18 protein-coding genes and 2 pseudogenes are annotated in these 24,318 nt (G+C 39.1%); 1 reads left to right on the top strand and 19 read right to left on the bottom strand.

All coding sequences use genetic code 11. The features are described from left to right. Positions 1-76: 76 nt before the first annotated feature. From N5909_RS00740 to mecA, 6 genes are all read right to left on the bottom strand, one after another. On the bottom strand, positions 77-1,825 hold the full coding sequence (locus N5909_RS00740; RefSeq protein ID WP_033681647.1) for an ABC transporter ATP-binding protein: 1,749 nt from the start codon (positions 1,823-1,825) through the stop codon (positions 77-79). A gap of 1 nt (position 1,826) precedes the next feature. Then, a complete protein-coding gene (locus tag N5909_RS00735; RefSeq protein ID WP_033681646.1) occupies positions 1,827-3,551 on the bottom strand; it encodes an ABC transporter ATP-binding protein in 1,725 nt (574 codons plus the stop codon). A gap of 60 nt (positions 3,552-3,611) precedes the next feature. Next, complete coding sequence (gene msrB, locus N5909_RS00730) at positions 3,612-4,550, bottom strand: peptide-methionine (R)-S-oxide reductase MsrB (protein WP_033681645.1); 939 nt, start codon at positions 4,548-4,550, stop codon at positions 3,612-3,614. 98 nt (positions 4,551-4,648) lie between these two features. Beyond that, complete coding sequence (thrB, locus tag N5909_RS00725; RefSeq protein WP_033681644.1) at positions 4,649-5,518, bottom strand: homoserine kinase; 870 nt, start codon at positions 5,516-5,518, stop codon at positions 4,649-4,651. A gap of 1 nt (position 5,519) precedes the next feature. Continuing rightward, positions 5,520-6,806 (bottom strand): homoserine dehydrogenase, encoded by a 1,287-nt coding sequence (locus N5909_RS00720; protein WP_033681643.1) that lies wholly within the window; start codon positions 6,804-6,806, stop codon positions 5,520-5,522. 151 nt (positions 6,807-6,957) lie between these two features. After that, positions 6,958-7,695: an adaptor protein MecA gene (mecA, locus tag N5909_RS00715; protein ID WP_045606088.1), complete on the bottom strand. Its 738-nt coding sequence runs from the start codon at positions 7,693-7,695 to the stop codon at positions 6,958-6,960. 124 nt (positions 7,696-7,819) lie between these two features. On the opposite strand from mecA, the pseudogene N5909_RS00710 reads away from it, so the two are divergent. Then, positions 7,820-8,584 (top strand): annotated as a pseudogene (locus N5909_RS00710) (lipopolysaccharide biosynthesis protein); the annotation flags it as partial. 41 nt (positions 8,585-8,625) lie between these two features. On the opposite strand, the pseudogene N5909_RS00705 reads toward N5909_RS00710, so the two are convergent. The 13 genes and pseudogenes from N5909_RS00705 to aroA form a co-directional block, all read right to left on the bottom strand. Beyond that, positions 8,626-10,998, bottom strand: a pseudogene (locus N5909_RS00705) (MBL fold metallo-hydrolase). Positions 10,999-11,134: 136 nt separating this feature from the next. Next, positions 11,135-11,950, bottom strand: coding sequence for a LicD family protein (locus N5909_RS00700; RefSeq protein ID WP_033681642.1), 816 nt, complete (start codon positions 11,948-11,950; stop codon positions 11,135-11,137). A gap of 1 nt (position 11,951) precedes the next feature. Then, positions 11,952-12,755 carry a LicD family protein gene (locus tag N5909_RS00695; RefSeq protein ID WP_033681641.1) on the bottom strand — a complete coding sequence of 268 codons (804 nt, stop codon included), beginning with the start codon at positions 12,753-12,755 and terminating at the stop codon, positions 11,952-11,954. Between the two features lie 9 nt (positions 12,756-12,764). After that, the gene (gene tacF, locus N5909_RS00690) at positions 12,765-14,252 is read right to left on the bottom strand and encodes a type IV teichoic acid flippase TacF (protein ID WP_033681640.1); all 1,488 of its coding nucleotides are present in this window, start codon (positions 14,250-14,252) and stop codon (positions 12,765-12,767) included. A 521-nt stretch (positions 14,253-14,773) separates the two neighbouring features. Continuing rightward, a complete protein-coding gene (locus N5909_RS00685; RefSeq protein WP_033681639.1) occupies positions 14,774-15,808 on the bottom strand; it encodes a hypothetical protein in 1,035 nt (344 codons plus the stop codon). Continuing rightward, positions 15,801-17,270 carry an O-antigen polysaccharide polymerase Wzy family protein gene (locus tag N5909_RS00680; RefSeq protein ID WP_033681638.1) on the bottom strand — a complete coding sequence of 490 codons (1,470 nt, stop codon included), beginning with the start codon at positions 17,268-17,270 and terminating at the stop codon, positions 15,801-15,803. Before N5909_RS00680 ends, N5909_RS00685 begins: the two co-directional genes overlap by 8 nt. A gap of 15 nt (positions 17,271-17,285) precedes the next feature. Further along, positions 17,286-18,272 (bottom strand): glycosyltransferase family 2 protein, encoded by a 987-nt coding sequence (locus N5909_RS00675; protein ID WP_033681637.1) that lies wholly within the window; start codon positions 18,270-18,272, stop codon positions 17,286-17,288. A gap of 1 nt (position 18,273) precedes the next feature. Next, positions 18,274-19,374, bottom strand: a complete 1,101-nt coding sequence (locus N5909_RS00670) for a glycosyltransferase (RefSeq protein WP_033681636.1) — start codon at positions 19,372-19,374, stop codon at positions 18,274-18,276. After that, the gene (locus N5909_RS00665; RefSeq protein ID WP_271630653.1) at positions 19,367-20,203 is read right to left on the bottom strand and encodes a LicD family protein; all 837 of its coding nucleotides are present in this window, start codon (positions 20,201-20,203) and stop codon (positions 19,367-19,369) included. Before N5909_RS00665 ends, N5909_RS00670 begins: the two co-directional genes overlap by 8 nt. Positions 20,204-20,347: 144 nt before the next feature. After that, complete coding sequence (locus N5909_RS00660) at positions 20,348-21,658, bottom strand: LCP family protein (RefSeq protein ID WP_271630652.1); 1,311 nt, start codon at positions 21,656-21,658, stop codon at positions 20,348-20,350. Continuing rightward, positions 21,655-22,503: a prephenate dehydratase gene (pheA, locus tag N5909_RS00655; RefSeq protein WP_271630650.1), complete on the bottom strand. Its 849-nt coding sequence runs from the start codon at positions 22,501-22,503 to the stop codon at positions 21,655-21,657. Before pheA ends, N5909_RS00660 begins: the two co-directional genes overlap by 4 nt. Further along, on the bottom strand, positions 22,500-22,976 hold the full coding sequence (locus tag N5909_RS00650; protein ID WP_261445561.1) for a shikimate kinase: 477 nt from the start codon (positions 22,974-22,976) through the stop codon (positions 22,500-22,502). The genes pheA and N5909_RS00650 overlap by 4 nt, the downstream gene beginning before the upstream one ends. Beyond that, positions 22,969-24,252, bottom strand: a complete 1,284-nt coding sequence (aroA, locus tag N5909_RS00645; protein ID WP_271630649.1) for a 3-phosphoshikimate 1-carboxyvinyltransferase — start codon at positions 24,250-24,252, stop codon at positions 22,969-22,971. Before aroA ends, N5909_RS00650 begins: the two co-directional genes overlap by 8 nt. Positions 24,253-24,318: the final 66 nt, after the last annotated feature.

The raw sequence follows: 24,318 nt of genomic DNA, 5'->3' as shown, positions 1-24,318 counted from the left end.
ATTTTTCTAGCTATTGTAACAAAAAAGTCACCCGAAGGCAACTTTTTTTGTCCATAAGATTTTAAAGTAGAAAGGATTAGTCAGAGCTAAAAGCTGCAGCTTGCTGCATTTGGTAATACTTGCCCTTTCGAGTCATGAGATTCTGATGATTGCCATACTCAACGATGTCACCATCCACCAAGACTAGAATCAGATCCGCATCTTGAATGGTTGACAAACGGTGGGCGATGATAAAGCTTGTGCGCCCCTTCATGAGCTTAGCAAAGGCATCCTGAACCAATACTTCTGTCCGTGTATCGATAGAAGAAGTCGCCTCGTCTAAGATAAGAATCTTTGGAATAGCTAGAAAGACTCGGGCAATGGTCAAGAGCTGAGCCTGACCGACAGAGAGAGATTCACCTGCATTTTCCAGTTTGGTATCATAACCCTGCGGCAACTGTTGGATGAAAAAATCGGCATTGGCTGCTTTGGCTGCAGCAATCACCTGCTCCCGACTGGCTTCAGGATTTCCAAAGGAAATATTGTCATGAATGGTCCCTTGCTTAAGCCAGGTTTCTTGGAGCACCATGCCAAACTGCTGTCGAAGAGAAGCACGACTATAATCATAAATGGATTTCCCATCCAGCAAGATATCTCCAGAATTAATGGGATAAAAACGCATGAGGAGATTGATAAGGGTTGATTTTCCGGCACCTGTCGGGCCAACAATAGCTACCTTGCTGCCAGCTGGGATGTCAATAGATAAATTCTTAATCAAGATCTTTTCAGGATTGTAGCCAAAAGAGACCTGTTTAAAGGAAATTGCTCCCTTAACCTGGTCACTGGTCAAGTCTTCCTTGCCTGTTTCAACCACTTCAGGTCTATCTAAGACTCCATAGACACGCTCTGCGCAAGCGAGAGCACTTTGCAACTCAGCTAGCACTGAAGAAATATCGTTAAAGGGTTTAGTGTACTGTTGGACATAGTTCAAAAAAGTCACTAAACGCCCAATGGTCAAGGTGGAACCCATCATGATACGATAAGCCCCCACTCCAGCTAGAAGGGCATAAATGAGTGCATTGACGAAACGAGTTGAAGGATTGACTGTTGAAGAATAAAAGATGGCCGACTGCGAATAGCCTGCGTAGTTGTTATTAGCCTCACGCAGCCTTTGGATAAATTCTGTCTGAGCATTAAAAGACTGGATAATGGTCTGCTGGCTAAGAGATTCTTCAATCAACTGAGTTTGAATCCCCCTTGTCTCTGTTTGCTTTTGGAAGAGATGATAGGAGCGTTTAGCAATAAAGCGTGAAATCACCATAGACAGTGGCGTCAACAGCAAGACTAAGAGGGTCATGAGGAGATGGATTTGAAGCATGGCTAGAATACTAACCAAAATCATCAAGACGCCAATGAAAAATTGGTTAAAAATCATGGTCAAGCCAGCTGCCAACTGTTCTATGTCCGTGGTTACACGACTGACCATTTCTCCACTGCCTTGCCGATCTACAAAGGCAATCGGTAAACGATGGAGCTTATGGATGATTCGCTCACGCAAGTCTCTAGTATAAGAGAAGATTAGACGATTATAGAGGAGAGGATTGACCCACTGCACAAGGGTATTTCCTATGACCACCAAGATCATCTGAATGAAAATCTGCCAAAAAACTAGCGAAGAACCAGCCACTAGGACCTGGTCAATGACCTGCCCAATCAAGATAGGTAGGTAGATTGATAAACCAACCTGGGCAATAGTTCCTAGAAAGGTTAAGAAAAAGAGGAAAGGATGACTTGCTAAATCCTTGGTCAAACGTTTGAGCGTCTGGTTTGCAGTTTGTCGTCTCATGCTAGTCCTCCTTTCCATGTTGAGATGCATTGATTTCACGATAGACTTGACTAGATTTCATCAAGTCCTCGTGCTTGCCGATAGCTAAAAGCTCACCTTTTTCCAAGAGGAGAATCTGGTCAGCCATCTGTAAAGTCGAGGTTCGTTGAGAGATCAAGATTAAACTTGTATTTGGCAGATTTTCTCGAATAGCTCTCAAGAGCTTGGACTCGGTAATGGTATCGAGAGCCGAGGTTGCATCATCTAGGATGAGAAACGGAGCTTGGCGTAAGACTGCTCGAGCGATGGACAAGCGTTGTCTTTGACCGCCTGAGAAATTTCGGCCTCCTGCCTCAACTAGAGCATCCAAGAGTCCTTCCTTTTCACTGACAAAATCCTTTGCTTGCGCAATTTCCAAGGCCTGCCAAAGTTCTTGATCAGTTACTTCTTGATCTAAACCTAGAGTCAAGTTGGAACGAATAGTTCCCTTAAAAAGTTCGACTTTTTGGGGCACATAGGCAATCCAAGACCGCCACTGCTCTAAATTACGAGGACTAGATCCATCTCGATAAAGGGCAATGATCCCCTTATCTGCTGGATAAAGCCCAAGTAAGACTTGCACCAAGCTTGATTTACCAGAACCCGTTCCCCCAATAATACCAAGGATTTTCCCTTGAGTCAGGTCAAAGGAAATATCTCTCAGAGAAGGCTGGGCCGCATCAGGATAGGTAAAGGTCAGTTCTTGAACTTGTAAAACCTGATTACTGGTAACTTGCCTTTGTTCTAATTCAGAATGGATATCTTCTGGAGCTTCGGCAAAGACTTCCTCGATTCGCTTAGCTGAGATATAGGACTGGTTGAGAGAATTTATCAGCATGGCTAGCTTGACCAATTCCACCAAAATCTGTAGGAGATAGTTGATGAGGGCAATAAGAGCACCTTGACTTAGCAAACCTCCTTGTATAGAAATATAGCCCTGCCAGATGATAACGAGGAGAGTTCCATTGACAATCAGATAGGTCAGAGGCGTTAATAAACTAGACCAGAAACCAGTTTTCTCTTGTAATCTAGCATAGACTTGGTTAAGGGTTTGAAAAATCTGTAACTCTCGTTTTTCTTGGCCAAAAGCACGAATCACTCTCATTCCTTGTAATTGCTGGCGCGTTTCTTGAACCAGTTGGTCCGTTTTCTTTCTTAGACTGCTGTAGAGAGGATTGACCAGTCGAGATAGCCCTACAATGACGATAGTCAAAATGACAACCATGACTAAAAACCAGAGAGTCAACTCAGCTGAGATTCGATAGGCCATAAAGATAGCCCCAAAAACGATAATAGGCGCTCTCAAAAAGAGACGCAGGAATTGATTGATACCAGTCTGAATCTGGTAGGTGTCCGAAGTCAAGCGAGTCACCAAGCTCGAAGTTGTCAAACGGTCTCTGCTGTCCTTAGGCAATGAAAGAATATGACGATAGAGGTCGTCTGTCAGTTCTTTGGCAAATCCTACCGCTGCCTTGGCTGAGTAAAACTGAGCTATCAAGGCCACTACAACGCCAATCACTGCAAAGATAAGGAGCAGGCCAATCTGCATCCAAAGATGTCCTTGATTTCTCTGAGGCAAGGACTGGTCAACAATCTCAGCAATCACCATGGGAACCAAGAGCTCAAAAACAGCTTCTAACAGCTTGAACAAGGGGGCTAAAATTGATTCCTTGATGTAGGGTTTGAAGTAAGATAATAGGTGTTTCATAAATCCCTTCTATTCGTATTCTAGAAATGAAGAAAGTGGGAAGCGCCCACCATCTCTGTTTTATTTGTTTAAGTAAGGCAATAAATAGCCATATCCTGCCTCTTCCATCTCATCCTTGGCCACAAAGCGCAAGGAAGCAGAATTGATACAGTAACGGAGACCACCTAACTCTCGAGGCCCATCTGTGAAAACATGCCCCAAGTGAGCATTGCCTGACCGGGAACGAACTTCTATTCGCTCCATTCCATGGCTGAGATCCTTGTAATAATGAATCAATTCCTTAGAAATCGGACGGCTAAAACTTGGCCAACCACATCCTGAGGCAAATTTATCCTTAGCAAAAAAGAGTGGCTCACCCGTCGTAATATCTACATAAATGCCCTCTTCAAAAGTTTGGTCATAGGCATTAGTAAATGGAGCCTCTGTAGCAGCTTCTTGGGTAACACGATAGGACTCTTCAGTTAAACTTTCCTTTAACACCTCTTGACTAGGCTTTTCATAGTTAGAGGCATCAATCAAAGGTTTCTCAGCATCGCTCACATCAATATGACAGTAACCTGAAGGATTCTTCTTAAGATAGTCTTGGTGGTAATCTTCAGCCAGAATATAGTGACGAAGTTTCTCCACTTCTACTGCAATCTTTCGACCTAGCATGCGTTCCTGCTCCTGCACCACTGTGTAGATAGCTGGCAAGTCTGCATCATCTTGGTAATAAATCCCAGTTCGATATTGACGACCGCGGTCATTTCCCTGCTGGTTAACAGACAAGGGGTCGATGACTCGGAAATAATAGAGCAAAATCTCTCTGAGTGAGACTGCCTTCTCATCGTAAATCACTTGAACCGTTTCTGCATGGTCTGTTTCCTTGAGCAATTGGTAATTGGTCGTTTCGACTTGACCATTAGCGTAGCCAACACTGGTTGCTAATACTCCAGAAATTCGTGAAAAATATTCCTCTAGGCCCCAAAAACAACCACCTGCTAGATAAATTTCTGCCATCTTTGTTTCTCCTTTATCAAGTTTTTAACTAGACTTCTTTTCAAAAAAAGGATAGGAAGCCCTCTAGTCAAGAGTTTCCCCATCCTATCATCTATTCTTTATTTTGCTTCGACACGGACACCTTGGGTATCAACTTTCAAGTCATGCAGTTTTCCTTTGAAAGGTTGCTTTTCCAATTCTGCCTTAATCCTTGGCATCTTGTCATGAGAAGCCAAGACCATAACTGTTGGCCCTGCACCAGAGAGATAGGTTGCATAGGCACCATTCTCTTTGGCTACTTGCTTAATGGTTGCAAATTCTCTCACCAAGTCCTGACGATAGCGCTCGTGGAATAGGTCTCCCTCGATTGCTTGCCCAGCGGTCACCATGTCTCCTGCCAACAAGGCCGCAACCGCCACATTGGCGATAGAACTGGCAGCAACAGCTTCCTTGTAAGACAATTTCTTAGGCAATACACCACGGCTGTCTCGAGTACGCAATTCATAGTTTGGAATGTAGGCTAGGAAATCACACTCTGGAAAGTCTGCTACAATAGCAGAAACTTGTCCATCAACAGAGCTTGCAATAACAAGATTACCATAGATAGCTGGAGCCACATTGTCAGGATGTCCTTCAATCTTGGTTGCCAACTGCAATTTTTCATTATCTGACAAGTTGAGCTGACCCAGTTGGTTGGCGAGTTCAATCCCAGCAACGATAACCGAGCTAGAAGAACCCAAACCACGCGCCAAGGGAACATCACTGGTCATTTTCAAACGTCTTGGCTGTAAGTCCGGTACAATTTGCAAAGCGATTTTGAGCAAGAGATTACGCTCGTCATGTGGAATCCATTTGCCAATCTGGTGTTCAATCAACCACTCATCTCGTTCTTCGCAGATCTCGATTTGAAGATACTTGGTTACAGCTACACCGACCGAGTCAAAGCCTGGCCCGATATTGGCACTGGTTGCAGGTACAATAATTTTCATCTTATTCTCCTAGCACCTTGAAGGTATTCAAGAGGTCGAATTCTGAAACCTTCTTCAATTCAGCTGAGACATTTTCAAGCTGGGCTTTATTAATCTTGTGTGTGATGATCACAACACGCGCCTTGTCACCCTCTTTTCCATCTTGAAGAATTTGCTTGAAGGAAATATCTTGGGCATTGAAGATTTCAGCAAGTTTCAAGACCTGACCTTTTGAGTCTGGAGCCAAGATTGAGAAATAGTAGTTTGCTTTGACATCTTCTGGATTTGCCAAGACCAAGTCACGACTGTATTCGTTGAAGTCTTTGCCAATGGTTCCATCATTCAAGCGACGAACGATACGGACAATATCGGCTACAACACTTGTTGCAGTTGGTTTTTGACCAGCACCTGGTCCATAGTACATAGACTCACCAATACCGATAGATTCTACAAAGACGGCGTTCATTACCCCATTCACACTAGCAAGTGGGTGCGCTTTAGGAAGGAAGGTTGGTGTTACTTCTGCAGCAATACCTGAAGGAGTTTCCTCGATAGAACCAACCAATTTCACTACATAACCAAGGTCTTGGGCTACAGCCACATCTTCTGGTGTGATATTGCGGATCCCCTTGTGGGCTACATCGTCAAATGCAACCTTCATGCCAAAGGCAAATTGGCTCAAAATAACCATCTTGTAGGCTGCATCAATCCCATCTACGTCATTCGTCGGATCGCTTTCTGCAAATCCTAGACGTTGCGCTTCCGCAAGAGCATCATCATAAGACCAGCCCTCTTCCACCATCTTGGTCATCATAAAGTTGGAAGTTCCGTTGACTACTCCAAGCACGCGCGTGATTTTATCAGAAGCTAATGAATTTGCCAACGTACGAAGAATTGGAATACCACCAGCTACTGCTGCTTCGTAGTAAAGTGCTACCTTATTAGCTTTAGCGATTTCTAACAATTCTGCACCGTGGACAGCCAAAAGGTCCTTATTGGCAGTGACAACGTGTTTCCCAGCTTCCAAGGCACGAGTGATAAAGGTCTTAGCAGGTTCGATACGCCCCATCAATTCCACTACAATCGTAATATCTTGGTCTGATAAAATGTCATCCACATTGGTTACAAAGTTAAAGTCATTCCCTGCTGCAAGCAAGCGGATCTTTTCATCTTCATCCTTGACCAATACCTTAGCAACTTCAATATCTGAATGTGCTGATTGATTGATTTTTTCTCCATTTTCCTTTAGGAGGAAAGGCACACCACTTGCAACGGTACCAAATCCTAGTAAAGCAATTTTAACTGTCATGTTTATCTCCTCGAAATTTTCTAATATAGCCATTATAACAGAATTTTGTGAAAATTCCTATTATAGTAAATCACTATTTCAGTCTAAAAAAGAAAAAACGAATCAGATGATTCGCTCTTATTTAAATCTGGAAATAGCTTTCCAAAAATGATTATCCAATCTTTTGCAGATTGAGCACTGCATCATGATTCATCAAGACTTGGCCATACTCCTGCAAGACTGAACGACTGATGTCACTATCATCTGCAAATTCGCGCATACGGGCCAAGAGCCAAGCTGGATATGGACTTGGATGATTTTCAATATCCACTAAAATGGTCAAATAATAGCGCTCATTCATCTTGTAGAGTTCAGAAGTTTCCATCTCAAAAGTCACCGTCTTGGCAAAAGCTACCAAGTCAGCCAACTTAGCAAAAGAAAGAATGTAGTAGATGTAAGGCTCTTTCTTGCTTTCAGCTTCTTGTTCAGCCTGCTCCTGCTCTTCTTCCTTGGCTTCAACCTGCTCTAGAGATTGAATCGCTTCGATATCATCCTTGGTTTTGTCTGCGATGCTTTTTTCCAAGGTTTTGATAAATTCATCTGGCGACATTTGAGCCAATTCTTCCATATCTGGTAAATCCGATAAATCTTCAAAATCTAGATTTTGGTCAATCTTTGATTTGGTTACAAAGACATCGACCTTATCCGGTTTTGGAGTCACACGGAAGCTCAACATACCTGTATCCAAAAAGCTCTCAGGCATCTCTAACTCATCTAAGATAGCGTAAAAGAATTCTTCTGTTTTTTCTTGAGGAACGAGAAAGTCAGCAATCTCCATGCCACGATCCATCAAATCCTCTAAAGACATCGTGATTTTTAAAGTTGTATCACTAATTTGTTTCATTTTCATTGCTAGTAACCTCATACTTTCAGTTCTATCTATTATACTAGATTTTTACGATTTTATCAAAAGAATGAAGCGAGAATGTAATATAATACTAGAGACCATTTTACAATACAAGAAAGAAAGCACAATGAAAAATATAAAAGTTAGTGCACTGGCTAGCTTACTAGTCAATGTTCTCAATATCGTTTTTCCACTGATAACCAATCCTTATCTGACACGGATTCTCAGCAAATCCAACTACGGTTATTTCAATACCGCCAATACCTGGGCTAGCTTTGTCATTCCACTAGCAGCCTTTGGAATATACAACTACGGGATTCGTGCTATCAGTAAGGTTAAGGACGATAAAGATAAGATTAATTATGTCTTCTCCAAGTTATTCTATATATCTGTAATTACTTCTGTCCTTACAACAAGTATCTACTTTTTGTTTATTTACCTAGATAATAGTATTGAAAATTTAAAAGAACTCTACTACATACTTGGTGTCCAGGCTCTCTTCCAATTCCTTTATATCGAGTGGATGAACGAGGCTTATGAAAACTATGCCTTCATCATGAGTGCAACAACTATCCTAAACTACCTGCTCAGTTTTCTTTGGATCAAGAGAGAACTTTCCTTTGTCAAAATTGGTCTTGTTAAATTAATCAAAGCATCTAAACCTCTCTTGACTATGCTTCTCCTAGCGAACGCCAACATGCTCTATACTTTGCTTGATAGAATGTTTATCACCAAGGGACCTGATGAAAACTATATTTCTTATTATACTATCGCTTTGAACATTGTTATGTTGATTGCTAATGTACTAAGTGGAGCTATCAACGTTAGTATTCCACGTCTCGGTTACTATCTCGGTAAGAAAGACTACAAATCTTATAAAAATCTAAAGAATCCCCTGCTAATAGACTATTCTACTAGCAGGGGATTTTTTCATTATTCCTTTTCTTTCTTGTCGGAACTACTTGACTCTATAATTGAGTCCTCTTTTTGTTTTTTTTGTTTATCTTCCTTATTCATATTTTCTGATTTATCAGTCAAAGTAGACGTTTCCTGTTTGTTTGTAGAATGATTTTGCCGCTTATCAACAGTAACTACTTGTTTCCATACACCTTCTTCATTAACTTTATAACCATCAGGTGTGGTAGAATTTTTCAACAAGGAACCATCTGCTTGGAAATAGTACCAATTGCCATCAAGCTGTTTCCAGCCAGTTTGCATTGCTCCTGTTGAATCAAAGTAATATTGATCACCATTAACTTTATGAAGGCCAACCAACATAATACCATCTTCAGGATTTAGATAATACCAGACGCCTTTGTCTTTTATCCAACCAGTTTTCATGGCTCCATTTGATTCAAAGTAACGGTAATGATTATCAAACCATTTCCAGCCAGTCTGCATGGCACCAGACGCACTAAAGTAATAATTTTTACCATCTACTTGATTAAGACCAACCAACATAGTACCTTCCTTAGCTTCAAGATAATACCACATATCATGATCTTTTAGCCAGCCTGTTTGACCAATTCCAGAATCAGAATAAAAATACCATTTCTCTTCAAGTTTCTGCCAACCAGTCTGCATGGCTCCACTAGCATTCAAATAGTAACGAACACCATTTATATCTTGTCTACCAGTTAACATGATGCCATCTTTATCCAGATAATACCGAGTTTCCTGATCCTTGACCCAGCCAGTTTTCATAGCTCCAGAACTTGCAAAATAGTTCCAGTGACCATCAACAAAGGCCCATCTAGTTTGCATCACACCTTCTTGATTAAAGAAATAAGTTGTTCCATTTATAATTTTTTTACCAAGTGAAGGGACTCCATTCTCATCGTAATAATACCAATTTCCCGACACTTTTTTCCAACTAGAAGGTTTCCCATTAGATTGAAGAGCACCATTATTAGCAAAGAACATTTTTTTGCCGTTAAACTCGTGCAATCCTGTTAACATTTTTCCTTCTTTATCAAATAAATATTTTTGTCCAGAAATTTCCACTAATTCATTATATTTCCAATCACCTGTAGAGCTAATATAGTACCCAAAACCGTCCTTCTTGAACCAGCCAGCTTCTTGCATCTTACCACTACTATTTAAATAATACCAGCTACCATCAAGCTTTTCTCGGGAGTCATTCAAATGAAGCCATTTGCTAGCTTGCATCTGTCCTTTCCCGTTAAAGAAATAATAATCTCCAGCAATTCTCTTCCAGCCAATAGCCATTTGTGTATCAGATAAACGATACTTCCAGTATCCGTCTTCTTTATACCATTTTTCATTTACTGAAGGTATATTTGGTAGACTTTCAGAAATATCCGTAAATCCTTTTTCGCCTATTGTAAAGACTGTTGCATCTTTTGTCTGACTAGATGCATGAACAACCTGAATATTTTTTCTTTTAAGATAATCTCTAGTTGTAGAAAGGTTTGCATCTGCAACCGAAGTATGTACAACCATCTTCGGTGATAAGTAGTCTAAGAATGGAATAGTATTAGAAATTTTAGCGTCATAGTGATGATTCCATTTCAGCATATCTACCTTACCAATTACAGATCCCAACTTATCTTCTGCACCCTCAACATTATCCAAGTCTCCACCAAGCTAGATTCTCTTACCTGCTACTGTTACAACTGCTACAATTGAGTTTGAATTGTCATCAAATACCCTTTTTAGATGTCCGTTGCTATCATACTCATTTTTATAGTTATACAGCTGAATATCCATGTCATCTAAAGTAAAATGACTATCTTTATCTGAGATATCTTGTATTAATTTTACTCCACGTTCAGTAGCAGTCTTTGCAGCATTATCGTAATTATAAAGGTTATCCCACAATCTCCATTTTGTTGTAACACGTTCATCAGCATATCGTTTTAAATAAAATCTATCAACAGGAAAACGTTTAAGAACTTCATCTGCAGAACCAATGTGATCACTATGGACATGAGTGCCCAAGATAAAATCTAGCTTTTTAACACCAACTTGTTTCAAATGACGGAACAATCGATCCTCTAAAACTTGGTCATTGTCCATGGTTATTCCCCACCTATCTGGATAACGTGGGTTACTTCCATCTGGGAAATCATAATCCTCACCCATATCAATTAAAGCAAAGTGTCCTCTGCTTTCTAAGAGGATAGCATCACTCCCTGACTTAGATTTTAAATTAATAAAGTGGATTCGATTACCATCCCCTGCTGAAATGGTATCCGCATCGACTGATGATAATTTGGCAGCTATAATTAAAGTACATATGAGAAAGCTAAATAATATTAACTTTCTTTTCTTTATATTCTTCATTGTATGTCACACTTTCCTTTATCATTTCTATAAAATATAATTTTAGCCCATTTTCATATCCGCTTTGTATATGAATTGTACTGTCCTGATTTTCCAAAATAAACAGCCAAAAGATTCGCTCTCTTATCGGCCTGTGCTACTTCTCTATCTTGCGATAAGCTTTAATACTGTGACTATACCACTCTTGCATTTCTTTTGATGGTGGTGTCATATAATCTCCATACATCTGGGTTAAAAATTGATCATACTTTTTAGGAACTGGCAACATACGACCTTCAAACTCTGTTAAAATCAGTTCTTTAAAGGTATCAACTGGGAAGACTTCTTTGATTCCTTCCTTACCAATCCCAATTCCTCCTTCATATTGAGGAGTGTTGGTTGCGGCATTTTTGACTAGCTTATCAATTTTCTTGTAAAAGTAACGAGGATTGACAAATCGGAGAGCGTACCAGCTACATAATCTAAGAAAATCTTTTAATTTGCTATCACCGTGAACTGCTCGTGATTTTTTGATATAAGCTAGTTGACGAAGGGCCACATACTTATAACTCTTGTCAACAATGCTCAAATCTGTAAAGCGATCAATTGGGAAGACATCTATGAAAAGACTGGTGTCATGACGCTTGTACTTAACATGATCTTCGATAACAGTAGAAGTATCCAAAATCGATGCGAAATTATGGAAGTACCAAGAAGAAGTGTCGTATGATAGAACCTTATAGCGAGGATGATCTTCCTCTTCAATAATCTTCAGTAAACGCTCATAATCCTCACGATAAAGGGAAATATCAATATCATCATCCCAGGGAATCATACCTTTGTGGCGGATTGCTCCAAGCATGGTTCCATAGCTGAGAAAATAAGGAATATTATGTTTCTTACAAGTCTCATCAATATAGTCTAGCAGGGCTAGTTGAATTTCTTTAATTTCTTCTTTTTCTAAATATTGCATCCTAATCCTCCAATTTGTAGGCATGAAATTCATGACTGTAGAAGCGTTTATCTTCAGGTGGCAAGGTCATATAATCTCCGTAAAATTGTGTCAAAATAGTATCATATTTTTCAGGTGCAGGAAGGTTTAAATTCTCAAAGGGTAAATCGATTGTTTTATCGAAGGTACCACTTGGGAAGACTTCCTTTTCCTTAAATTTAGAGGGGATAAAAGCCATGTACTGCCCATTCTTACGACTATATTTTTGAATTTCTTTCTCGATTTTATTTGCGAAATAACGAGGAGAAACAGGGCGAAGGAGCAACCAAAAGGTTGTCCGTATCCAATCTTTTATAATGCTATCTTTATAGACAATATTTTTATGTTTACTGAAAGACAGAAGTTTGAAGCTTTCCAGTTTATAACAAGTATCAATGACCTTAGGATCATCAAAGCGATCCATAGGGAAAATATCGATAAAGACACCAGAATCATAGGTTTTTGTATTTCGAGTATCGATTATTTTAGTCGTACTATCGGTTATTTTGATAAAGTTGTTAAAGTAGTTTTTATCTGTTTCTAAGGATAGGAGCTTATACTTGCTTTTTTCCTTTTGAAAAATAGTAATAAATCGTTGATAGTCTTCGCGAGGCATGGATATATCAATATCGTCATCCCATGGGATAAAGCCTTCATGTCGAACTGCTCCAATCAGAGTACCGTAGTTAATAATATAGTTGATATTGTGCTTTTTACAGAGAGTATCAATATAATCCAAAATTTCTAATTCAATTTGTTTGGCATCTTCAATGGTTAGTTGTTTCATTCTAAACTCCTACGATCTTTTGAATTTATTTTTTAAGGCTAGAGCATGGTTTAAAAATTCATAGAAAATGCTATCTTTGGTCAAGACAAGTAGACCAATATAAGAGATGGCTGATAGCAAGACAATCAAACCAGTATTAATCAAAAATGGTAAATTAATGACCATATCCACAGGATACAAGAAATTAATCAGGAAATAAATACCCACGAAAGAAAGTGAAAAGAGCGAGTATCGAACAGTGTAGCTGAAGATATGTCCTAAGTGGATGAGTTGTTTTCTATGGATGAAAATGATATAGAATACAAGTAGAGAGGCCTCTGATAACATAGTTGTTAGTAAGTAGTATTCAGGAGCCACAATATGGTTGAAAAAGAGGAGACTATTTAAGCCCAAATTGAGTAATCCAGCGAAGACTGTATAGACTGTGATACGTTTTTCATAGCCGTTTGTAAAGAGAATTTGTGAACCAAGAATGGTATCTAGTGCCAGGATAATCGTCCGAAAAGCGAAGAGGGAGGTTAAGATACCGCCTCCGATATATTTTTCACTACCGTAAAGTAGGATGGCATTTGGTCCTAGAACCATGAGTCCAAAGCTCAGTGGAATGATAAAGAAGTTAAAGATTCGACTACCTCTATTAACTAGGGAAATATAGGCTTCTTTGTCTCCTTTACCTAAATAGTAACTGAGACGAGGTACACTCACTCCGATAGCTCCTGTTACAACGCCAGCTATAACAGTCACAATTCGTTGAGCTATGGTATAGTAACTAACGTTGACATCAATCCCTGTCTTAACGAGGAAGAGACGGTCCAAAAATGTGAAGAGCATGTTGGCATTAGCAAAGACCAACATAGCCGTAAGAGGGAGAAAGAGCGGTTTAAAATCACTTAGGTGAATCTTAACAAGCTTAATGTCTCTTTTAATCCAAAAATAACTGATCAGATAGTTAATCAGTGTCGATAAACTCATCACAAGTGTATAGACAACAATATCGTACTCATTTTTGACAAACAGGAAAATAGAGACCAGCATCAGGATACGGATGAAGGCAGTCTTGTAAAAAAGAAAACTGTAATTTTCCAGTGCTTCATTGACCCATTCGATTGAAAATATCTGGGCAATGAGTTGAACCCCCATAACAAGGTAGACTTTTTTGATGATTGGATTATCAGTAAAGAAGAGGGGATAGGCAAGGATATAGACAGCGGTGGTCAAAATCGTACAAGCGATGCACAAATAAAAAAGACTAGAGAAGGTTCTATTAAGATCTTTTTTGTTATCCTTGACATTACTGATGGCCCGTAAACCGTAGTTATAGACTCCATAAGTCGCAAAGGGCAAGAAAAATGACAAAATAGTGTCAACTGAGTTGAAGTAACCATAGTCAGTACGGTCCAAGACACGCGCGACATAGGTTCCAGTTAGGATGGGAAAAATAATATTTAAGACACGAATTCCCATATAAGATAGAGCATTTAATTTTATACTTTTCATTCAATTTACCTCGTTTTTCATTATATCATAAAGTTAGCTAAAATAAGCCTTTTGTTTTTAACAACTAGTTTTTACTTATTCTTGACCATTTTTAGAACTCAAATCCCTCAATATTTAAGATTAAAAACTAACTTTTTGAGCGTTTCAAATAAAATTTATTGGACTTGAATCAAGGCAAACTATATCATAAAAAACAAATAACTCCAGTTGGGATTGACAATACAAAATTGTCAGAGAGTTAATTATTTAGTTGCAGTATGATTGTTGTAAAAATTGAATGTTAATGATTGATATCTATCATAGAAGTCTTTTCAATTAACTTCTTACCATTCTTTTGGTTAAAAATATATAGGATTTGTTAATTTTTCTTTACTAAAGAAGTCTTAGTGACTACCCGATTTTCAAGCAAGACAACAAAATAGGCTCCATAATATATATAGGGGATTTACCCGCTACAAACATTATAGGGCCTCAAAAGCAAAACTCTTGTCCAACTTTTAATACATAATATATCAGAATGCTTATAATTTAAAGGTTGCTACACCGAGGATAGAACGATTTAAGTTTCGAAGAATTTGAAGACTTTGCTCAAATTTCTTATAACGAGTTACTCCGTATTCTTCAACAAGAAGGACTGTATCTCTTTCTAAAAGAGATGGTACGTCCTGTAAATCTACAAAATGAATTCCTTTTAAAACCTCTTGATTTTGTTTCAATTTATCTAGGATAGCTTTATTTGAGCTAACGATAGTCAACTCTTGACCAGCATTTTTGTATGACAAGACATCTGCTAGATTAGCCATTGTTGTAATCTCTGTCACAAAATCAATTTGATATTGAGAAAAATCACTTGCTCTATTGATTGTTGGGTTAAAGAGATAAACCAATACATTTCCCATCACAACCAAAATCACACAGACAACTCCAATAATTGCTAAACGAAGAATCAGATTCTTCACATTTAATCCAAGCGCTGTCTCACCGTTTGCGTTCAATTCTTTAGAGTTGATGGTTTCCAATTTTTCAATTTTCACGTTTGCATAGGTATTTTTAAATTTATCAACCAGTGCATCAATCTTTTTCTCTAACAAGTCATTGGCGTCTTTACTTGGTGTCAAAATTTTCACACCAACCCCTGCATCGTCAATCATATAATAGACGGTCAATTTTTTCCACCAATAGTCGCTTGTAGAATTTTTCAAGGTTGACTCTGTCGTATCCAATTCACTGGCAATTTTTTTCAACTCACTCGGTTCTACATCATTGAAAAGATAAGCTCCATTTAAATTCCCTTCAATTAATTTCCCATAGAAATCACTATACCCACCAATTTGATGATTCAAAATCGTTTTGGCTGAATCTTCCGGAGGTGTAATTTTATAGCTGATATACGTTGAATAACTTGTTGTGTCTTTGACAGTGTTTTTATTCTTAACTGCTTTAATTGTAAATGGTACAGCAATGATAGCAAATAAAGTGATGAGAGCTAGAATATTTGCTTTTCGTTTTTTGTAAAGATTCGCAAATAAATCAGCTACTGAATAATGTTCAAACATGATTTTTTTCTCCTTTGTTTAGTAGATACTGGTTCTCTTTTGTAAGCATTTTTGCTACGAATATAATCACAAGAACAATTCCCCAGAATTGCATTGTAAATAAATTGAAGAAACTTTCTGAAAAGCTACTTCTTGGCATAAAGAATAGATTATTCAAGATGAGTAAAGACAAGGCAAATAGGATTGTTCTTGAGCGATAGGCTACTTGCAGCATGGCTATGAATAACATACCGAGTAAGAGACTAAGTAGAAAGACTCCTATCATACCATAGTCGGTATACAACTCCATAATATAGCTACTTCCGATACCATGTCCTTTCAAGTATTCCTTGTTCAAGACAAGATAGGATAGATTATGGGCATAACTATTACTATCAATAGCTAGTTCCACACTATTGGTTGTATGTTCAAAGGCTTTTCCTCCGAAAATGGCTCCCAAACTCCCCCTTGCAAAATAATCAATAACAGGCCCAAAAGTAAAATTGCGTAAATCTCGGTAAGGTAGGCTACTGTTAAATAGAAAACCTCGAGCCAAAACACCAAAACTGGTTCCTTGTTTATAAATAAAGTCAAGCAGGATATCCCAGAAACCTGTATGGGAAACTTGGACATTATCCCGTACATAATTGAGTATTCCCATCGCTAACATGAGAATAGGAGAACCTACAAAAATCGCTAACTTTTCTTTAAACCCAATCCATTTTCCTTTTTCAGTTTGCTCCCGCATAAAGTAATAAACAAAAGCAAATAAAATACTTAAAATAAAGGGATTTCGTGTCCCGATTGCCAAATGAATGGTATTAGCCGCAATAAAGGAGACAAGCACTGCTGTTGCCTGCAATTTCTTAGGCTTGGTTGCCAGATACATACACATTGCATAGACCGTAAAGGTAGACAAAATGTAGGTAAAATAAGGCAGTTTACTTTCAAAATTTGCATAGTAGGCATAGTAGGAAGTCTGCAAGCGATACAAGAGGCGTTCAAATAACCGAATAAAATAGAAAGGATAGGTTAGAAGAAAAACTCCTAGTGATACAAAGCGCAACCGCTTGATGTAAACATCTTTTAGAGAACTTCCTATCTTGTGTACTTTCATTTGCTTCCTAGCTATAAAATAACGAGCCAGGATGCCTCCTGTCGTCAAGCCCAGAATCGAAACCATGACAACTATAAAGGCAAAACGATAGGCTATCGGATGATAGGTATCCAAAGCACCATCTCTAAAATAATCAATGGTTGGCCTTGATACCAAAAAGACAAAAATGGTTAAAAAGAAAATAAAATGAATGATATAATACTTAATATCGTTCCAACAAGCAATTAAGCTACTAACCAGTAAGAACAATAAAGTAGAAAGCAAGCTAACATTGTTATTATTAAACAGGTACACAATTCCACTTACTAGCGTCAAGGCGTAGCTGACTATGGTCAAACTAAATAACAATCGTTTTCCATCAATCACTCGCTCACCCCCGTTCTAATGTAATTTTTTAGATTTTTCAATATTTTTCAGCAATAAGAATCGGTATAAGGAAATATTTAGGAATAGAGCCAAAGCACTAATTCTTCTGCCCTTACGGAAAATAGGATTCCTAGCAATAGCAATGGCATGGCCTTTTAAAAAACGATGAATCTGGGAATAGGCTTCAAACTGTTTATACTGATCATCTAGCAACATCTTATCCAGAATAAAGAAGTGGGCATAAGCCAGTCTAAAGAAAGCAACCTCTTTCAAGTCAGGATAGTTTTTCATAACTTCATTATAAAACTTTTGATAGATATCAATATAGGCTAAATCCTTCTCTGCATAAGGCTTAGTTGTAATACTATCCCCTCTATGGAAATAGTAATAATAGGGTTTAGTATTAACCACATACTTCTTAGCCAACTTGATTAAATCAAAATGATAATAGGCATCTTCGTATATTAATCCCTTAGGAAAGGATAGGGCAGTTGCAATTTCTTTCTTGATTAGCTTATTGCAAATCGTTCCAGGAATTTTTTCACCTATGAGGTATTCCCTTAGAAATGTTTGGGAATCACAGACAAAATAGTCATCCTGTTTGGCTGATTGTGGGCTTTCATCATTAGCATAGACATTCATGACACCACAGCTCGAAACATCTGCATCTTCTTGAACTAATTGCTCATATAAGCTCTGAATCATTTCTGGATGGATATAATCATCCGAGTCAATAAAAATCAGATAATCCCCCTGAGCCTGCTTCATTCCATCATTTCGTGCTTGCGACAATCCTTCGTTCTTTTTATGAAGCACTGAAACCCTATCATCTTGTTCAGCTATTGCATCACACAAACGACCACTTTCATCTGTTGCACCATCATCAACAAGAATAATTTCCAGATTTTGATAGGTCTGCTTCTGAATGGAAGCTATCGATTTTTCTAGGTACTGCGCCACATTATAGACTGGCACAATGACACTAATTAATGCAGTTTCCATGCTACTCCTCTAATAGTTTTTCTACTTGTTCGATTTGTTTGGCAATTGTAAATTGCTGAATAAATTGGCTAGCCTCATTGACATCGAAGTTTGAGGCAGAAGTCATGTAGTCAATAATTGCCTGAGCTGCCTCTTGGTTGCTTTCAATGATTTGCCCAAATCGTCCTTCTTTAGATAATTCCTCAGCCCCTCCAACATCCGTAGAGACAAAAGGAAGTCCTAGACTCAAGGCCTCTACATACACTCCAGGAAATCCTTCTTGTTTAGACATAGACAAGAGAACTTTCATCTGAGACAAATACTGGTAAGGATTTTTTTGATAACCAAGGAAATGTACATAGTCTTCAAGTTCATACTCTTTGACGCGTTTTTTCAGTTCCTCTTCCATATCCCCAGCCCCGATAAAATAGAGATGATAGGTTTTTCCCTCTTGATGTAATAACCTTATCACTTCCACCACACGGTCAGAACCCTTATTTTCCTCAATCCGTCCGATAGTACAGATACTTTGAGGCGCAATCTCGATATTTATCTTCTCTTGAGATTTTTCTAGAATACTTTTAAAATCATATCCATTGTAGACCGTCTGTAATTTCGAAGCATAGTCTGGATAGACTTCCTTGATAGAATTGCTTGTCTTTTTTGAAATTCCTACAATGGTATCCGCAGCATCCAACTGGCGTCTATGTGATTCTCTTTTGGAGCTATCCTTAAGAAATTCTTCGATACTTCCATGAATCCAAGAGATTTTCTTGACTTCTTTTCTTTTAGAGAACAACAGTGGAGGATTCATAATAGTAAAAGAAACTTCAACATCATAGTCATCTTTTACAAGTAATAGACGTGTCAGTCTTGGAAAATAAATTCTCATTCTCCACAAAAGAGCTCGGAGCCATCTGGCTTGGCGATAATCCTGAAGGGATTTTAAAATACCTACATGCTTGGGAACAGATTCGTATCCCTTGTCAAAATGCTCCATTTCAAGAATATCAATATCATACTTTTCGGGATCCAGATGTGAAACAATTGTCGAAAGAATCTTTTCTGCCCCGCCTCCGAGAGAAAAAGACCACATAAAAAATAAGACTTTTTTCTTAGCCACCGTATTCTCCCTTGTACTCTCTATAACTCTTATCCATGTCTGCTATAATCGCATCATGATGCGGCACCTGCTTATCTGCTGGTGGAGGCGTCATATAATCACCAAAAGCAGTGCTGAGATAGGCAGCGTAGCCAACTGGAATGGGCATCTCTGTCTCTTCAAATGGTAAGAAGAGATTATCTTCAAAAGATGCGATTGGATACTTATTTCTCATGTAGCCAGGCCCTGAGCATAACTCCGTGATTCCATCGCTCTCAGCTAGACTGTACTTGGTCATTTCTTTTTCAGCTTTTTTCCAAATACGATAACGGAGAGATTTTGGAGTCAAACCGAGTAAAATACGGCTTCCCCACTTCATAAGTGCGCCATGTTTTTCTGGAATAGTTTGCGCACAAAAAAGAGAATAAATCAAAGCCCAGCGAACCTGTTTTTTCCGCTCAGCTGGATTTTTCGGATAATAATCCAAAGGCAACACATCCAAGGCCAAACCATGTGGCAAATCCAAATCCTGCTGATAAGGCTTAATACAAGTCGTTTCCTTGTCACGAATGGTAATAAAAAGATTACGATCGACAAAATCCTTATTACTCTTTGATAAGAAGTAACGTTCATCTGCATAACGAGGCCATAATTCTGCTAATTTCTCATAATCTTTACGGGGCATAAAAAAATCTAGATCATCATCCCAAGGAATAAAACCCTTGTTTCGAAGGGCACCAATAGCACCTCCACCACAAAGATAACAAAGCAAATCATGTTCTTTACAAAAGGCCACAAAATATTCAGCCATTTCCAGACTACGTGCCTGAATTGCTTTCAAATCACTCATGTCTCTCCTCTTCTGTTCAATAACGAGTTATATCGTTTTATTATACCATAAAAAAGCCTTAAAAATCCATCAGACACTAAGAAAAATCAAAGTTCAAACCACTATTTTACTGGTGATTCGAACTTTGATTTTTTCTGTCTTATCTTATCTCATTCGCATTTGAGAAAGTTTAGTTTGATATTTATTTTGGTCTACTAAGAGTGCCTGCCCTCCATAAACATCGTAATCATCTACCCAATCACCTAGTTCTGGAACCGTTAATCTCTCAATGCCATTTTGTGCTCCGTCTAGGAAGGATAAACCATTGGTCAATAAGAAACTATAAGGAACATTCGTAGAGGTCATGCCAAAGACCTTACCAAGTGCTTCTGATCCAGTAAAAAGTTTAGTCGGATCCTTGAGCTGTTGCAGAACAGCTGTCAACACTTGCTGTTGTCTCTTGGTACGACCATAATCACCTTCGTCATCATCACGGAAGCGTGCATAATTGAGCAAGGTCGAACCATTCATCTGCTGTTTTCCGACTTTAATAGTCTGGGTTGGAGACTCTGTTTCTGTAGCATGCAAGTCATCTCCCACCGTAGCTTCGGTTAAAGGTTGACCTTCTAAGGTTGAGAATTTGGCATCAATCGTCACCCCATCAGGGAAGAGAGTGTCAATAGCGGTTGCGAAGGCCTGAAAATCAACCAAGGCATAGTACTTAATGTCCAAATCAAAATTATCTTTCAATACTTGGCGAACCATTTCTGCCCCTTTTTGCCCTTCCTGTTCCCCTAGTTCATAGGCTACATTTAACTTGTTATCTGTTTGTTTCTTTCCATTGATAATCTTACTATATCCATCAATATAAACTAAGTTATCACGCATGAAGCTGACCAGCTTAATTTTCTTATCTGAGCCACCAACGTTTAAGACCATAATAGAGTCCGTTCTTGTTTCAGCACTATTTTGGCCAATCCGTCCATCCGTCCCCATAATCAAAATATTAACCCCATCCTTGGTATCTTGACCATGAAAAACTTCTACTTGAGCTGCCTTAGCATTGGCAGGTTTGTTTGGATCAGCATTTGAATAACCTTTTAGGAACATAAAAATCATGCCAAAACCGACACAGGCTAAAAGGGCAAGCAATCCAGCAAAAATGCGCCCCCAACGAATCTTACGTTTCTTGGACTTAACCTTTGGAAGAGAATGGCTTTTCTGGTATTTTTTTGCACGGCTACGGTTTCCATAGGATGGAAGAGGAGACTGATTGACTGGTTCCATGAAAGATTCTTCCAAATCGTAATTTTCATTATGAATTTCTGGAGAAGCTTTACTACTGCTAGCCATATTTAACTTACCTTGCAGGTAAGCAAACTCTTTTTTCTCTCGCTCATTGAGGTAATGAATGTTCTTAAAAAGATAGTCATAACGTAACTGCTCGTGATGGTTTAAAGGATTTTCTTTACTCATCTTCTCTCCTTTCCATTGTCTGATATTGGATAAATAGGATAGGCCCCCAGTACTTTATACTGGATTCCAATCGCTTCTAATTCTTTTTGGGCAAAGTGGACCAAATCCTTATCAGCATAGTCCACATCGATAATGAAAAAGTATTCTCCCAGTGCTGTCTTGAGTGGACGACTTTCAATTTTTGTCAGGTCAATTCCCCGCCAAGCAAAGGTCGACAGAGCCTTATAAAGTGCACCGGGAAGGTTGTCCGGTAAGGTCAAGGCCAAACTCATTTTCTCAGTTTGTGCTTTCAAGGGCATACTAGGCTTTTCAGCTCCCAGAACCCAAAAACGTGTGAAATTGGCTTCCATTTCCTGAATATCCTCGGCAATCAGTTCCAATCCATATTCTTCAGCAGAACTTCTAGGTGCAATTGCAGCAAAAGGCTGGTCTGGATGTTCGGAAATAAAGCGGGCTGCATAAGCTGTACTAGCAGTCACCTCGATTTGGGCCTCTGGATACTGTTCATCGATGAATTTCTTTCCTTGAGCCAAAGCCTGTGGATGTGAAAAAATCTTTTCAATCTTAGTATGACCTGGAACCACCATCAACTGCTGATGAATGGGCTGAACGATTTCTGCAACTGCTTGGATGCGAGCCTGATGAAAAAGATAGTCCAAGGTTTCATGAACACTACCCTCGATAGAATTTTCAACTGGCACCACAGAATAGTCCACCAAACCTTGCTCATAGGCCTTAATAACATCTGTAATGTTGGCAAAGGCCTGCAATTCCTCATGAGGAAAAGCTGTCTGCACTACGTGGTGTGAAAATGATCCCTTGGGACCTAGATAAGCAATTTTCATCTCAGTTCCTCTATAATTTCCTCTGGGCTTAGCTTGGTCACATCCAGAACCCGACTAGCTACTTCCTCATACCAAGCCTGTCTTTCTTGAAAAATAGCTGCAAGTTTTTCCTTGCTATTCTTTAGAAAAAGCGGACGCTGATTGTCCTTATCAGCTGCGATACGTTGATAAAGCGTTTCAAAATCAGCTTTCAGGTAGATGTTATCAAAATTTGTCTTGAGTAAGTCACGATTTCGCTTAGAAATGACCACGCCCCCACCAGTTGACACAACTTGGTCCGTTTTTAGTAACTCAGCTAGGACTTCAGACTCTATCTGACGAAAGGCTGATTCTCCCTTTTCAGCGAAAAATTCCGCAATGGACATACCTAAGCGTTTCTCAATCAGAGCATCCATATCAAGGTAATTAGGGTCCAATCCTCTAGCAATTGTGGATTTACCAGCCCCCATAAATCCTAGTAATACCTTAGCCATGAATCAAGCTCTCCAAATCATCAAAGAAGCTAGGATAGCTGGTATTGATGGCTTCAGCACGGTCAAGCTCCACTTCTCCATCTGCAACCAAGAGAGCTGCGATAGCTGTCATCATGCCGATACGGTGGTCTCCAAAAGTATTGACTCTTGCACCGTGAAGGGCTGATTTTCCTTTGATAATCATTCCATCTGCTGTAGGAGTAATATTCGCACCCATGCTATTTAAAGCGTCTGCCACAACCTGAATACGGTCTGTTTCCTTGACCTTGAGCTCCTCAGCATCCTTGATAACTGTTACACCATGTGCTTGGGTAGCCAGAAGAGCAATAATGGGCAATTCATCAATTAAACGTGGAATCAAAGCGCCACCAATCTCTGTTCCTTTTAAGTTAGAAGACTCAACAGTTAAGGTAGCAGATTTAGCGACTGGATTGATTTCAGTTATTTCCAATTTTCCACCCATGGCGCGAATGACATCAATGATACCTGTACGCGTTTCGTTAATACCCACATTCTGCAGCACTACACGAGAATTTGGAACAATCAAACCTGCGACCAACCAAAAGGCTGCACTGGAAATATCTCCTGGTACGACCACCTTTTGTCCAGTCAGTTTTTGAGGCCCTTGGACTGTGATTTTCTTGCCATCCACACTTAAATGACCACCAAATTGTTGCAACATATCTTCAGTATGATTACGAGTGCACTCTTTTTCGATAATAACAGACTCCCCCTGAGCCTGCAAGGCCGCAAACATCAAGGCGGACTTGACTTGAGCAGAAGCTATCGGCAACTCATAATGAATAGGTGTTAAATTTTTTGTTCCTTTTAAGTGAAGGGGAGGCAGGTCTCGCTCAGTTTGCCCTGAAATGCTGACGCCCATTTTTTTCAATGGAATCGTCACACGGTCCATAGGACGTTTGGAAAGACTGTCATCTCCAAACATTTCTACTTCAAAGTCTGAACCAGCAAGGACACCTGAAATCAGGCGAATCGAGGTTCCAGAATTTCCCATATCAAGGGCATTTTTCGGAGCTTTTAAACCATCCATACCTACACCTTGAATGGTAATAACCCCATCTTTATCCTCAATCTCTACACCAAGGTCACGAAAAACTTGAATAGTTGAGAGCACGTCCTCGCCACGCAAAATATCATAAACCTTGGTCTCACCCTCAGCCAAACTTCCAAAGATAATGGAACGGTGGCTGATAGACTTGTCACCTGGAACTCGGATACTGCCGTGTAAGTAGCTAATGTTTGTTTTTAGTTTCATACTAGACCTCATACTTGCAATACTTTTACCTATTTTATCATAAAAAGCCAGAAATTCCTTAAAAAT

Origin of the sequence: Streptococcus gwangjuensis (genome assembly GCF_028156745.1) — a bacterium.
GTDB classification, from domain to species: Bacteria; Bacillota; Bacilli; order Lactobacillales; family Streptococcaceae; genus Streptococcus; species Streptococcus gwangjuense_A.
The sequence above is the reverse complement of the archived record's forward strand: the minus strand, read 5'-3'. Positions and strand labels throughout refer to the sequence as shown.

What these genes read in the sequence shown, in the direction of transcription:
- N5909_RS00740 (WP_033681647.1), bottom strand. Translation starts at nt 1,825, where the DNA reads ATGAGACGACAAACTGCAAACCAGACGCTCAAACGTTTGACCAAGGAT.
- N5909_RS00735 (WP_033681646.1), bottom strand. Translation starts at nt 3,551, where the DNA reads ATGAAACACCTATTATCTTACTTCAAACCCTACATCAAGGAATCAATT.
- msrB (WP_033681645.1), bottom strand. Translation starts at nt 4,550, where the DNA reads ATGGCAGAAATTTATCTAGCAGGTGGTTGTTTTTGGGGCCTAGAGGAA.
- thrB (WP_033681644.1), bottom strand. Translation starts at nt 5,518, where the DNA reads ATGAAAATTATTGTACCTGCAACCAGTGCCAATATCGGGCCAGGCTTT.
- N5909_RS00720 (WP_033681643.1), bottom strand. Translation starts at nt 6,806, where the DNA reads ATGACAGTTAAAATTGCTTTACTAGGATTTGGTACCGTTGCAAGTGGT.
- mecA (WP_045606088.1), bottom strand. Translation starts at nt 7,695, where the DNA reads ATGAAAATGAAACAAATTAGTGATACAACTTTAAAAATCACGATGTCT.
- N5909_RS00700 (WP_033681642.1), bottom strand. Translation starts at nt 11,950, where the DNA reads ATGCAATATTTAGAAAAAGAAGAAATTAAAGAAATTCAACTAGCCCTG.
- N5909_RS00695 (WP_033681641.1), bottom strand. Translation starts at nt 12,755, where the DNA reads ATGAAACAACTAACCATTGAAGATGCCAAACAAATTGAATTAGAAATT.
- tacF (WP_033681640.1), bottom strand. Translation starts at nt 14,252, where the DNA reads ATGAAAAGTATAAAATTAAATGCTCTATCTTATATGGGAATTCGTGTC.
- N5909_RS00685 (WP_033681639.1), bottom strand. Translation starts at nt 15,808, where the DNA reads ATGTTTGAACATTATTCAGTAGCTGATTTATTTGCGAATCTTTACAAA.
- N5909_RS00675 (WP_033681637.1), bottom strand. Translation starts at nt 18,272, where the DNA reads ATGGAAACTGCATTAATTAGTGTCATTGTGCCAGTCTATAATGTGGCG.
- N5909_RS00665 (WP_271630653.1), bottom strand. Translation starts at nt 20,203, where the DNA reads ATGAGTGATTTGAAAGCAATTCAGGCACGTAGTCTGGAAATGGCTGAA.
- N5909_RS00660 (WP_271630652.1), bottom strand. Translation starts at nt 21,658, where the DNA reads ATGAGTAAAGAAAATCCTTTAAACCATCACGAGCAGTTACGTTATGAC.
- pheA (WP_271630650.1), bottom strand. Translation starts at nt 22,503, where the DNA reads ATGAAAATTGCTTATCTAGGTCCCAAGGGATCATTTTCACACCACGTA.
- N5909_RS00650 (WP_261445561.1), bottom strand. Translation starts at nt 22,976, where the DNA reads ATGGCTAAGGTATTACTAGGATTTATGGGGGCTGGTAAATCCACAATT.
- aroA (WP_271630649.1), bottom strand. Translation starts at nt 24,252, where the DNA reads ATGAAACTAAAAACAAACATTAGCTACTTACACGGCAGTATCCGAGTT.